This window comes from Pseudomonas sp. IT-P4, from assembly GCF_949767755.1.
Taxonomy (GTDB): Bacteria; Pseudomonadota; Gammaproteobacteria; order Pseudomonadales; family Pseudomonadaceae; genus Aquipseudomonas; species Aquipseudomonas monachiensis.
Window position 1 is genome coordinate 106,494 of record NZ_CATKPX010000100.1, and the last position, 13,082, is coordinate 119,575.

Consider the following 13,082-nt stretch of genomic DNA (forward strand, 5'->3'; position numbering starts at 1 on the left):
AAGGCCCGGCCATGTACCGGGTTCCACCTGATCAGGAGTGCACGATGGATCTCAGCCGTCGTCAGTTCTTCAAGGTCGCCGGTATCGGCCTTGCAGGCTCTAGCCTGGGCGCGTTGGGCATGGCCCCGACGGTTGCCTTTGCCGAACAGGTGCGTCACTTCAAGCTCGCCCACACCCATGAAACCCGCAACACCTGTCCGTATTGCTCGGTCGGTTGCGGCTTGATCATGTACAGCCAGGGCGATGCGGCGAAGAATGTCGCGCAAAACATCATCCACATCGAAGGTGACGCCGACCACCCGGTCAACCGCGGCACCCTGTGCCCCAAAGGCGCGGGCCTGCTGGACTTCATTCACAGCCCCGGTCGCCTGCAATACCCGCAGGTGCGCAAACCCGGCAGCACCGAATGGACCCGCATCTCCTGGGATGAAGCACTGGATAGAGTCGCCGACCTGATGAAGGCCGACCGCGACGCCAACTTCATAGAGAAGAATGCCCAGGGCCAAACGGTGAACCGCTGGCTGACCACCGGTTTCCTCGCGGCATCGGCGGCGTCCAACGAAGCCGGCTACATCACCCACAAAGTGGTGCGCAGTCTCGGCATGCTGGGGTTCGATAACCAGGCGCGTGTCTGACACGGCCCGACGGTGGCAAGTCTTGCCCCGACGTACGGCCGTGGTGCCATGACCAATACCTGGACCGATATCGCCAACGCGAATCTGGTTCTGGTGATGGGCGGCAACGCAGCAGAAGCGCATCCGTGCGGCTTCAAATGGGTGACCGAAGCCAAGGCGCACAACAAGGCGCGGCTGATCGTGGTCGACCCGCGTTTTACCCGGACCGCCTCGGTGGCCGACTATTACGCGCCGATCCGCACCGGCACCGACATTGCCTTCATGGGCGGGCTGATCAATTACCTGCTGACCGAGGACAAGATCCAGCACGAGTACGTGCGCAACTACACCGACGTGTCGTTCATCGTCAAAGCCGGCTATGGCTTCGAGGACGGGATTTTCAGCGGCTACGACGCGGCCAAGCGTCTCTACACCGACAAGTCCGGCTGGGGCTATGAACTTGGTGAAGACGGTTTTGCCAAGGTCGACCCGACCCTGCAGGACCCACGTTGCGTCTATCAATTGATGAAGCAGCATTACAGCCGCTACACCAGGGAACTGGCGAGCCAGATCTGCGGCATGCCGGTCGACGCCATGCAGAAAATCTGGGAGGAAATCGCCACCTGCTCGACGCCGGGCAAGACCATGACCATCCTCTATGCCCTGGGCTGGACCCAGCACTCGACTGGCGCGCAGATGATTCGCAGCGCGGCGATGGTGCAACTGCTGCTGGGCAACGTCGGTATGCCGGGCGGCGGCGTGAATGCCTTGCGCGGGCATTCCAACATCCAGGGGCTGACGGACTTGGGCTTGTTGTCCAACTCATTGCCGGGCTACCTCACGCTGCCCGGCGATGCCGATCAGGATTACAACGCCTACATCGTCAAACGCACGCAAAAACCGTTGCGCCCGGGGCAACTGTCCTACTGGCAGAACTACGGCAAATTCCACGTCAGCCTGATGAAAGCCTGGTACGGCGCCAACGCCACGGCCGAGAACAACTGGGCCTACGACTACCTGCCAAAACTGGATATTCCCCAGTACGACATCCTCAAGGTGTTCGACCTGATGGGCCAGGGCAAGGTCAACGGCTACATGTGCCAGGGCTTCAATCCCATTGCCGCATTACCCGACAAGAACCGGGTGATGGTGGCATTGGCGAAGTTGAAGTGGCTGGTGGTGATGGATCCGCTGGCCACCGAGACCTCGGAGTTCTGGCATAAGGTCGGGCCGTACAATGACGTGAACAGCGCCGACATCCAGACCGAAGTCATTCGCCTGCCCACCACCTGTTTTGCCGAAGAGGACGGTTCGCTGGTCAACAGCAGCCGCTGGTTGCAATGGCACTGGAAGGGCGCGGATGGCCCCGGCGAAGCGCGCACCGACATCCGCATCATGAGCGAGCTGTTCCTGCGCCTGCGCCAGCGCTACCAGGCCAATGGCGGCAAATACCCAGATCCGATGCTCAAGTTGTCGTGGCCGTACAAGATCCCCGAGGAACCTTCGCCGGAAGAGCTGGCCAAGGAAATCAACGGCTCCGCCACTGCTGACTTCACCGACGCCACAGGCGCGGCGATCAAGGCCAATGCGCAACTGGCCGGGTTTGGCCAGCTCAAGGATGACGGCAGCACGGCGTCCGGCTGCTGGATTTTCTGTGGCAGCTGGACCGAACTGGGCAACCAGATGGCCCGCCGCGACAACAACGATCCGTTCGGCATGCACCAGCATCAAGGTTGGGCCTGGGCCTGGCCGGCCAACCGGCGGATTCTCTACAACCGCGCCTCGGCGGACCTGCAAGGCAAACCGTGGGATCCGAAAAAACGCCTGGTGTGGTGGAACGGCAAAACCTGGGGCGGCACCGATGTGCCGGACTACAAGGCCGACGTGCCGCCGGAAGCGGGGATGAATCCGTTCATCATGAATCCCGAGGGCGTGGCGCGATTCTTCGCCGTCGACAAGATGAACGAAGGCCCGTTCCCCGAACACTACGAGCCATTCGAGACACCGATCGGCATCAACCCGCTGCACCCGCAAAACAAGAAAGCCACCAGCAACCCGGCGGCACGGATCTTCGATTCGGTGTGGGATTCCCTCGGCGTGGCCAAGGATTACCCATACGCCGCCACCAGTTACCGGCTGACCGAGCATTTCCACTTCTGGAGCAAGCATTGCAAGCTCAACGCGATTACCCAACCGGAGCAATTCGTCGAGATCGGTGAAGTGCTGGCCAAGGAAAAAGGCATCGTCGCCGGCGACCGGGTGCGAGTCAGCAGTAAGCGCGGCTTCATCGAAGCGGTGGCGGTGGTAACCAAGCGGATTCGTCCGCTGCAGGTCAACAACCAGGTGGTGCACCAGATCGGCATTCCGTTGCACTGGGGCTTCACCGGCCTCACGCGCCACGGCTACCTGACCAACACCCTGGTGCCGTTCCTCGGCGATGGCAACACCCAGACCCCGGAATCCAAGTCATTCCTGGTCAACGTGGAGAAAGTCTAAATGGCCAGCCAAGACATCATCGCCCGTTCGGCCACCACCACAGTCCCGCCTTCGGTGCGCAACCAGGAGGAAGTCGCCAAGCTGATCGACACCACCAAATGCATCGGCTGCAAGGCCTGCCAGGTCGCCTGTTCGGAATGGAACGAACTGCGTGACGAAGTCGGTCACAACCATGGCACCTACGACAACCCGCAGGACCTCACCGCCGAAACCTGGACGTTGATGCGCTTCACCGAGCACGAGACCGACGCCGGTAACCTGGAATGGTTGATCCGCAAGGATGGCTGCATGCACTGCGCCGAACCCGGTTGCCTGGCGGCATGCCCCAGCCCGGGGGCGATCATCAAGCACGCCAATGGCATCGTCGATTTCGATCAGGATCATTGCATCGGTTGCGGCTATTGCATCACCGGGTGTCCGTTCAACATTCCACGGATCTCGCAAAAGGATCACAAGGCCTACAAATGCACCTTGTGCTCGGACCGGGTGGCGGTAGGGCTGGAACCGGCCTGCGTGAAAACCTGCCCGACCGGCGCCATCGTGTTCGGGACCAAGGACGACATGAAGGAACATGCGGCCGAGCGTATCGTCGACCTCAAGAGCCGGGGCTTTGAAAACGCCGGCCTGTACGACCCCGAAGGCGTCGGCGGTACCCACGTGATGTACGTGTTGCACCACGCCGATACGCCAAGGCTGTACGCCGGCTTGCCCGATCACCCGGCGATCAGTCCGTTGGTGGGGCTGTGGAAAGGCATCAGCAAACCCCTGGCGCTGCTGGCCATGGGCGCGGCGGTGGTGGCCGGGTTCTTCCACTACGTGCGTGTCGGCCCGCAAATCGTCGAAGAGGATGAACATCCGCAGCCGCCGGACACCGCCGTGCATGAAGTCGACCCGTCGGTGCACACCTTCGATCCCCGTGGGGAGGGCAGGCCATGAGCAACAAGACGATCCTGCGCTACACCAGCAACCAGCGCACCAATCACTGGCTGGTGGCGATTCTGTTCCTCATGGCCGGGCTGTCCGGGCTGGCGCTGTTCCACCCGGCGCTGTTCTGGCTGAGCAACCTGTTCGGCGGCGGGCCATGGACACGTATCCTGCACCCGTTCATGGGCATACTGATGTTCGTGCTGTTCCTCGCACTGGTGTTGCGCTTCTGGCGCGCCAACTACTTCATCGCCAATGATCGCCTATGGCTAAGGCGCATCGACCGGGTGATGAAAAATGAGGAGGAGGGCGTCCCGCCCATCGGCAAATACAACCCCGGGCAGAAGCTGCTGTTCTGGACTTTACTGCTGTGCATGCTGGTGCTGTTGTTCAGCGGGCTGGTGATCTGGCGTGCGTACTTCAGCGAGTATTTCGGCATCACCGCGATACGCTGGGCGATGTTGCTGCATGCGCTGGCCGGTTTTGTGCTGATCCTGAGCATCATCGTGCACATCTATGCTGGCATCTGGATCAAGGGCTCGGTCAGCGCCATGTTGCACGGCAGGGTCAGCCGCGACTGGGCCAGGAAACACCACGAACTCTGGTATCGCCAAGTGACTCAAGATGAGACCCGCGACGAAGCGCCCGAGCGACCGATCACTAAAAAGGGCTGACCTTTGCCAACCATCCTGGAACCTGGAGAAATCGAAGCGGCGGCCAGTTCGCCGCCGTTTCTGTACATGCCACCGCCCAACCTGTTCAACCTGCGTGCCCAGCGCCTGGAAATGCTGGCCAAAGGGCACCCGCTGGCCGACTACCTGCGCCTGATTGCCGGGTTGTGCCGGGTGCAGCAACAGGTACTGGACGACCCGCCCTCAAGCGAACCCCTCGACCGACAACGCATCGAGTTGTGCCAGCAACATGGCTTGCCGCCGTTCGCGGCCGATAGCCTGGCGCGCGAAGACGATTGGCAGCTTTACCTCGATGCCTTGTTGCAGCGCTATAACGCACCGCCCCAATCCGCGGTGGCCGATGCCGTGGACAGCTTGCGCCTGGCCGGTGCCGGGCAGCGTCGTGCCTGGGCGGTGGCACTGGTCAGCGGCCAGTATTCGCTGGTGCCGGCCGCGCTGGTGCCGTTTCTCGGTGCGGCGCTGCAAACGGCCTGGAGCCACTGGCTGTTGAGTACGCCAAACCTCTCGCTGACCGCCGGCGACAGCCTCAGCCAGTGCCCGGCCTGTGGCTCGCCGGCCATGGCCGGGGTCATCCGCCATCGCGGCAAGCATAACGGTTTGCGTTACCTGGTCTGTTCGCTGTGCGCCTGCGAGTGGCATGTGGTGCGGGTCAAGTGCGTGTATTGCGAGCAGAGCAAGGGCCTGGAATACCTCAGCCTTGAAGATGATCGCCATGCCGCCAACCAGGCGCCGTTGCGCGCCGAAGTCTGCCCTGGTTGCAACAGCTATCTGAAGTTGCTTTATCTGGAGAACGATGCGCACGCCGAAGCGTTGTCGGCCGACCTGTCCAGCCTGATGCTCGACATGCGCCTGGCCCAGGACGGTTATCAGCGTCTGGCACCCAATCTGTTGCTGGCGCCGGGAGACGAGTAACCGCAGCGTCTACACTCTGGCGCGAGGGTCATTCGTTATCAGGAGCGCCAGATGTCTGCACGCAGTGCCAGCCAACCCCTGCGTCTACCTTCCATCGACAGTCTGTTGCGCCACCCGGCGTGCCAGCCGTTGGCCGAGCGCTATGGGCGCGAGGCCTTGCTGACCACCTTGCGGTTATTGCTGGATGAATTGCGCGAAGGGGTACGACAGGGTTTGCTCGAAGCTGTTGAAGTCAGCCCTGATGTACTGGCGGGCAGGGTCGGCGAGCGACTGGCAACCCAGCATCGCAGCCATGTGCGCCGGGTGTTCAACCTCACCGGCACGGTCTTGCACACCAACCTCGGCCGGGCGCTGTTGCCAGAGGAGGCGATTGAAGCGGTGCAAATGGCCGCGCGCTATCCGCTCAACCTCGAGTTCGACCTGCATAGCGGCAAGCGCGGAGACCGCGACGACCTGATCGAAAATTTGATTCGCGAGTTGACCGGCGCCGAAGCAGTGACCGTGGTCAACAACAATGCCGCGGCGGTGCTCCTGACCCTCAACAGCCTGGGCGCGCGCAAGGAAGGGATTATCTCCCGGGGCGAACTGATTGAAATCGGCGGCGCCTTCCGCATCCCCGATATCATGGCCCGCGCCGGAGTGAAGCTGATTGAGGTCGGCACCACCAATCGCACCCATGCCCGCGACTACGAGGCTGCCATCGGCCCGCGCAGCGGCTTGATCATGCGCGTGCATGCGAGCAACTACAGCATTCAAGGGTTCACCACCAGCGTGCCGACTGCCGAACTGGCGCAACTGGCCCATCTGCACGGTTTGCCTCTGCTTGAAGACCTCGGCAGCGGCAGTCTGCTGGACTTGTCCCGCTGGGGCTTGCCGCCGGAGCCGACAGTGCGCCAGGCCCTGCTCGATGGCGCGGACATCGTCACCTTCAGTGGCGACAAACTGCTCGGCGGGCCACAGGCCGGGGTGATTGTCGGCCGCAAGGAACTGATCGCCAGGATCAAGAAAAATCCCCTCAAGCGGGCGCTGCGCGTCGACAAGATGACCCTGGCCGCCCTGGAAGCGGTGCTGGGTTTGTACCGCAATCCGGACCGGTTGGCCGAGCGTTTGCCGAGCCTGCGCCTGCTGACTCGGCCACAGGCCGATATCCTCGCCCAGGCCGAGCGTTTGCGACCGTGGCTGGCCCAGGTGCTGGGTGACGGCTGGAGCGTCAGTGCCATGCCGGCGCTGGGTATGATCGGCAGCGGCAGCCAACCGGTGGCGCGGCTGGCCAGCGCCGCGCTGTGTCTGCGCCCGCTGACCTCCAAGCGCTTGCGCGGGCGTTCGCTGTTGACGCTGGAAGAGGCCTTTCGCGCCTTGCCGATTGCGGTCCTGGGGCGCATCGACGATGACGCCCTGTGGCTGGACCTGCGGCAACTGGACGACGAACCGGCATGGCTGGCGCAGCTCGATCAATTACAGGTGGAGGGCCGGGCAGGGTGATTGTCGGCACCGCAGGGCACATCGACCATGGCAAGACGGCGCTGCTCCAGGCGTTGACCGGTCAGGCGGGTGACCGTCGCCGCGAAGAGCGCGAGCGCGGCATGACCATCGACCTCGGCTACCTGTATGCCGCGCTGGAGACGGATGCGCCGCTGACCGGTTTCATCGACGTTCCCGGCCATGAGCGCTTCACCCACAACATGCTGGCCGGGGCGCAGGGCATCGATCTGGTGTTGCTGGTGGTGGCCGCCGATGACGGGGTGATGCCGCAGACCCGCGAGCACCTGGCGATTGTCCAGCTATTGGGTATCCCTCGGGCACTGGTGGCGATCAGCAAGTGCGACCGGGTCGACAGCGCCCGGGTACAGGAGGTGCGCGACCAGGTCCGCACCTTGTTGGCGCCCGGGCCGTATGCCGATGCACTGCTGATTGCGCTGTCGAGCCTGACGGGCGAGGGCATCGAAACCCTGCGCCAACAATTGCTGCAAGCCCAGCGCGGAGTGCAGCAGCGCAGCACCGAAGGTGGTTTTCGCCTGGCGATCGACCGGGCCTTCAGCGTGGCCGGGGCCGGTATCGTAGTCACCGGCACGGCGCTGTCCGGCCAGGTCGCGGTGGGCGATACCCTGCTGTTGGGGCCACAAGGCAAACCGGTGCGCGTTCGCGGCCTGCACGCGCAAAACCAGGCCGCCGGCCACGCCTTGGCCGGCCAGCGCGTGGCGTTGAACCTGAGTGCCGAACGGCTGGCCCTGGAGCATATCCATCGCGGCCATTGGTTACTCGCCGAAGCCCTGTATGCGCCCACCCAGCGCCTGGACATCGACATGCAGTTGCTAGCCACCGAACCCCGCGCCTTCGAGCATTTTCAACCGGTGCACGTACACCTCGGCACCCAGGACGTCACCGGTCGAGTCGCCTTGCTCGAAGGCGCCAGCCTGGCACCGGGTGAGCGGATGCTGGCGCAACTGCTGCTCAATACACCGGTGCATGCGGTGAAAGGCGATCCGCTGATCCTGCGCGACCAGAGTGCCCAACGCACCCTTGGCGGCGGCCGGGTGCTCGACCCGTTTGCTCCCACTCGGCAACGCCGCAGCCCCGAACGATTGGCGCAGCTGCATGCATTGGTGAACAGCGCAACGCTGGAGGATGTTTTGCCGGCATTGCTGGCCAATAGCGACACAGGGCTCGATCCGCAGCGCCTGGCGCGACAGTTCAACCGACCGCGCAGCAGTTGGGTGTTGCCCGCTGACGTGCGCCTGATCGATACCCGCCAAGGCCCATTGCTGTTCAGTGCCAGCCGTTGGGAAGCCTTGAAATCGCCTTTAGTGGAGCAACTCGCGCGTTTCCATGAACTCGAACCGGACCAGATGGGCCCGGATCGGGACCGCCTGCGCCGATTCACCGGCAGTACTTTGGAACGCCCAACGTTTATCAGCCTGCTCGACGAGTTGTTGGCCAGCGGCGACATCGCCAGCAGCGGACCGTGGTTGCACCTGCCCGGGCATCAGGTGCGCTTGAGCGAAGAGGACGAAGCCCTGTGGCTAGAATTGCAGCCGCTTTTCGAACAGGCCGGATTCGACCCGCCCTGGGTGCGTAACCTGGGGCATGACGAAGCGACCGTCCGCGCATTGCTACGCAAGATGGCGCGTCTGGGCTTGATGCACCAGGTGGTGCGCGATCTGTTTTACCCCGACAACATGATTCGCCGATTGACGGCTATGCTGTTGCAGCTGGCGGACGCCAACCCGGTGATCCAGGTGGCGGCATTTCGGGATGCGGTGGGTCTGGGGCGCAAGCGCAGCATTCAGATACTGGAGTACTTTGACCGTATCGGTCTGACACGACGCTTGGGTGATCGCCGGCAGATTCGCCTGGACAGTGCGTTGGCCCAGCACACAGAGCGCTGATTCAAAGACATGATTTCAAGGAAGGCAATCGCGCCCGGTGGCGCGGCCGGGCTTCAAACCCGGTTGGGGACGGCATCCGTTCCCGGGCAGGTTCGACTCCGGCTGCCTTCCGCCACTTCCCGGTCAGAACGGCCCGAAGCCCAACGGGTACTGGATGACCACGTACACCCGGTCGATGTCGTCGCCTGCCTGGGCCGCGTTGGCCCGGTGCGACACATGGGACAATTGCAACGACAAGCCCTTCGCCGCCCCGGACTGCACGACGTAGTGCAGGTCGATGTCGCGCTCCCAGTGTTTGCCCCCATCACCCTGTTGCGGCACGAAGGTGCCGGTCGCCGGGTCGAACGGGTTGTAGGCCCCGCCTTGCGGCGCATGGGTGCCATCGATCCGGTCGCCGGTGACGTAACGGGTCATGAACTTCAGGCCGGGTATCCCGAAGGTGGCCAGGTCCAGGTCGTAACGCGCCTGCCAGGAGCGTTCGCGGGCGCCGTTGAGGTCGGCGTATTTGATCGAGTTGGCCAGGTAGATGGAGTCGCCACCGACAAAATCGAACGGCGTATCACCGTTGATCTTCTGATAGGCCAGGGTGAAACTATGGGCGCCCAGCGTGTATCGGCCGGACAGGCTGTACGCAGTATTGTCGATGGCACCGGCCAGCGCCTGACCGGTGTCCCGGGTGTGATAGAGGTTGGCGTCGAGGAACACCTCGGACTGCTTGAAGTGCAGATTGCCGTAGTACTGATGCCAGGTATCGGTGAGCTCCGAAGCGTACAGGGCGCCGCCAACCGGGCTTTGGGTAAACAGGTCGGCGCCGACAAACGAAATGCCGCCGGCCTCGGTGTTGGCGCCATAACCGAAAAAGTTGCCCTTGCCTGACGCACTGTCCTGATTCTTGAACGCCGTGAAGTGGCCGGCCTGCAGGTTCATTCCGTCGATTTCGCGGCTGTCGAGCAGAAAACCGGTGGCGTACTCCGGTTGCAGGCGTTTGTCCGCGGTGTCGAACACCGGGCTTTCGACCTCCATTTCACCAAACGCCAGGGTGGTGTTCGAGGTCTTGAGCTTGATCGCGCCGCCACCGCCGGAGTAGTTACTTTCGCTACGACCGTCACTGCCCACGGGCAGTAATCCGGTCCCGGAATGGCCTTTGCCGCTATCGAGTTTCAACCCCAGAAAGGCATGGGCATCGAGGCCGAAGCCGACGGTACCCGGCGTGAAACCGGATTCAAAAGCGCTGATAAAACCTTGAGCCCATTCAGCCTTGTAGCTCTTGCCGGATGGCGAGGGCGATCGATAGTCGCTGTTCAGATAGAAGTTTCGGCTGAGCACGCCAAGGGTCGCGCCCTCGAAAAATCCTACGCTGTCTTTCGCCGATTCCTCGGCCAGTGCGTGGGTTGCCACCAGGCAGCAGCACAGGGCAATGGCCGCCCTGGATTCTTGCGGGGAAAAGATCATCAATGGGTCACCACAGGGGCAGGGTTTTGCCGGGTACTGCCTTTGCAATGACCATGACACTGTCCTTAGGGGGGAGTGAGGACGTGATGGTTACGTAGATCGGGTCGGGAATATTGAGTCGGTGTGCTGTCTTTTGATGCCTTTTGTCCCGCCGGTCGTTGCTGGTGTCGATCGACCTGAGTGAGATCCATTACTCCTAGCAAAAATTGTGTGTTGGCGTAACCAGATTTGATTATCCCGCTCTAGTCCTACAAATTAACTTCTCTTTTGCTGATTGGTCATGTAGGAAACTTCCGAAAGTGCTAGAGGGGGATGGAGAATTAACTTCAGATGCTTCATCGTTTATAGACAGAGAGACAAAAGTTGTCGCTTGGAGTTGCGGCTTCTATGCATTGAAAGGAATTTTAGGGCTGTGGATGGCAACTCTGCGTATAGAGTTGATCGCCGTTCTGGATTCCAGTCTTATTTATCTTCGTGATGGTTGTTACAGTTGCGCGGGTGTCAGGAGGAATGATGACTGCAAGTAGTTTTCAAAACGAAGTGCCCAAGGCTCGAGTTAATATCAAGCTCGATTTGCACACGGGTGGCGCACAGAAAAAAGTCGAATTGCCGCTTAAGTTGATGGTGATGGGCGACTACAGCAACGGTAAGGAACAGCGCCCGCTGTCCGCAAGAAACAAAATGAACATTGACAAGAATAATTTCGACAGTGTTTTGTCCGAGTATTCACCAAGCCTGAAGCTGGCGGTGGAAAACACACTGGTCAATGACCACTGCGACACCTCTGTGGAATTGAGTTTCCGGGCCATGAAAGACTTTGAACCGGAACAGGTGGCGCGGCAGATTCCGCAGTTGCGCGCACTGTTGGCCATGCGCAACCTGCTGCGCGATCTCAAGTCGAACCTGCTGGACAACGCGACCTTTCGGCACGAACTGGAGCGCATCCTCAAGGATGATGCGCTGAGTGACGAACTGCGTGCCGAACTGGCTGCCCTGGCTCCAAAAGAAGTTCGTTAATTTCCCTTCGGTTCGCTTCACAGGAAAACTCTAAATGTCCGTTGAACATTCTTCCGCGCAATCGCGTGGCGATACAGTGTTGTCTGAAGAAAGCCAGGGTATATATAGCGCTTTGTTCAGTAAGATCAATCTGAATCCAGTAGAGGAGTTGGCCGGTTTCGACTCCTTTCAGGACAATGAAGCATTGTCCGAGGCCTCTGCCGATGAGCGCGTGACCGCTGCCGTCAGCGTTTTCCTGAACTTGCTCAAGCAGTCTTCACATAAAGTCGAGCGTCTGGACAAGGCGCTGCTCGATGAGCACATTGCATCGTTGGACGAGCAGATCAGTCGCCAGCTCGATGCCGTCATGCACCATCCCGACTTCCAGCGCGTCGAGTCGACCTGGCGCGGCGTGAAATCGCTGATCGACCAAACCGATTTCCGCCGCAACGTTCGCATCGAGTTGCTGGATATCAGCAAGGACCATTTGGTCCAGGACTTCGAAGACGCACCGGAAATCGCCCAGAGCGGGTTGTATTTCCATAGCTACATCCAGGAATACGACACGCCGGGTGGCGAACCTATCGCTGCAGCCATTTCCAATTACGAATTCGACCGCAGCCCTCAGGATGTTGCCTTGTTGCGCAATGTTTCCAAGGTGGCGGCCGCAGCACACATGCCGTTCATAGGTTCTGTGGGACCTGCTTTTTTCGGCAAGGAATCGATGGAAGAAGTCGCTGCGATCAAGGACATCGGCAACTACTTTGACCGCGCCGAATACATCAAGTGGAAAGCCTTTCGCGACAGTGACGATGCCCGCTACATCGGCCTGACCATGCCGCGGGTGCTCGGTCGCTTGCCCTACGGTCCTGACACCATTGCGGTGCGCAGCTTCAACTACATCGAAAGCGTCAAGGGGCCAGACCACGACAAGTACCTGTGGACCAATGCCTCGTTCGCGTTTGCCGCGAACATGGTCAAGAGCTTCATCAGCAACGGCTGGTGTGTGCAGATCCGCGGCCCACAGTCGGGTGGCGCGGTCACCGGCCTGCCGATTCATCTGTACGACCTGGGCACCGGCAATCAGGTGAAAATCCCCTCGGAGGTGATGATTCCCGAGACGCGTGAATTTGAATTCGCCAACCTCGGTTTCATTCCTTTGTCGTACTACAAGAATCGCGACTACGCGTGTTTCTTCTCAGCCAACTCCAGCCAGAAACCCGCCCTGTACGACACCGCCGACGCGACTGCCAACAGCCGTATCAACTCGCGCTTGCCGTACATTTTCCTCCTGTCGCGCATCGCTCACTACTTGAAAATGATCCAGCGCGAGAACATCGGAACCACCAAGGATCGTCGCTTGCTGGAGCTTGAGCTCAACAAGTGGATCGGTGGGCTGGTCACCGAAATGACCGACCCCGGCGACGATTTGCAGGCTTCGCACCCGCTGCGTGAGGCGAAGGTGACGGTGGAAGACATCGAGGACAACCCCGGATTCTTCCGCGTCAAGTTGTACGCCGTGCCGCACTTTCAGGTGGAAGGCATGGACGTCAACCTGTCACTGGTTTCGCAGATGCCCAAGGCCAAAAACTGAGCCTGTTCAAACCCGG

At 61.1% G+C, this 13,082-nt stretch carries 9 protein-coding genes and 1 tRNA gene; 9 read left to right on the forward strand and 1 reads right to left on the reverse strand.

From position 1 onward, the window contains the following. The first annotated feature begins 44 nt into the window (after positions 1-44). The 7 genes from fdnG (at position 45) to ACM6IT_RS27495 (ending at position 9,139) form a co-directional block, all read left to right on the forward strand. Positions 45-3,110 carry a formate dehydrogenase-N subunit alpha gene (fdnG, locus tag ACM6IT_RS27465; RefSeq protein WP_414919061.1) on the forward strand — a complete coding sequence of 1,022 codons (3,066 nt, stop codon included), beginning with the start codon at positions 45-47 and terminating at the stop codon, positions 3,108-3,110. Then, complete coding sequence (fdxH, locus tag ACM6IT_RS27470; RefSeq protein WP_056724791.1) at positions 3,111-4,046, forward strand: formate dehydrogenase subunit beta; 936 nt, start codon at positions 3,111-3,113, stop codon at positions 4,044-4,046. Next, positions 4,043-4,708: a formate dehydrogenase subunit gamma gene (locus tag ACM6IT_RS27475; RefSeq protein WP_056724793.1), complete on the forward strand. Its 666-nt coding sequence runs from the start codon at positions 4,043-4,045 to the stop codon at positions 4,706-4,708. The genes fdxH and ACM6IT_RS27475 overlap by 4 nt, the downstream gene beginning before the upstream one ends. A 3-nt stretch (positions 4,709-4,711) precedes the next feature. After that, entirely contained in the window at positions 4,712-5,638 is a 927-nt protein-coding gene (gene fdhE, locus ACM6IT_RS27480) for a formate dehydrogenase accessory protein FdhE (RefSeq protein WP_056724795.1), read from the forward strand. Between the two features lie 51 nt (positions 5,639-5,689). Beyond that, positions 5,690-7,120, forward strand: coding sequence for an L-seryl-tRNA(Sec) selenium transferase (gene selA / locus ACM6IT_RS27485; RefSeq protein WP_056724796.1), 1,431 nt, complete (start codon positions 5,690-5,692; stop codon positions 7,118-7,120). Next, the gene (selB, locus tag ACM6IT_RS27490) at positions 7,117-9,024 is read left to right on the forward strand and encodes a selenocysteine-specific translation elongation factor (RefSeq protein WP_414919062.1); all 1,908 of its coding nucleotides are present in this window, start codon (positions 7,117-7,119) and stop codon (positions 9,022-9,024) included. The genes selA and selB overlap by 4 nt, the downstream gene beginning before the upstream one ends. 19 nt (positions 9,025-9,043) lie before the next feature. Then, a tRNA-Sec gene (locus ACM6IT_RS27495) sits at positions 9,044-9,139 on the forward strand. A gap of 8 nt (positions 9,140-9,147) precedes the next feature. Here ACM6IT_RS27495 and ACM6IT_RS27500 read toward each other — a convergent pair. Next, entirely contained in the window at positions 9,148-10,476 is a 1,329-nt protein-coding gene (locus ACM6IT_RS27500) for an OprD family porin (protein ID WP_414919063.1), read from the reverse strand. 513 nt (positions 10,477-10,989) lie between these two features. On the opposite strand from ACM6IT_RS27500, the gene tssB reads away from it, so the two are divergent. Both tssB and tssC read left to right on the forward strand, forming a co-directional pair. Continuing rightward, positions 10,990-11,493 carry a type VI secretion system contractile sheath small subunit gene (tssB, locus tag ACM6IT_RS27505; protein ID WP_056724801.1) on the forward strand — a complete coding sequence of 168 codons (504 nt, stop codon included), beginning with the start codon at positions 10,990-10,992 and terminating at the stop codon, positions 11,491-11,493. Positions 11,494-11,527: 34 nt separating this feature from the next. After that, complete coding sequence (gene tssC / locus ACM6IT_RS27510; RefSeq protein ID WP_056724803.1) at positions 11,528-13,066, forward strand: type VI secretion system contractile sheath large subunit; 1,539 nt, start codon at positions 11,528-11,530, stop codon at positions 13,064-13,066. Positions 13,067-13,082 lie beyond the last annotated feature (16 nt).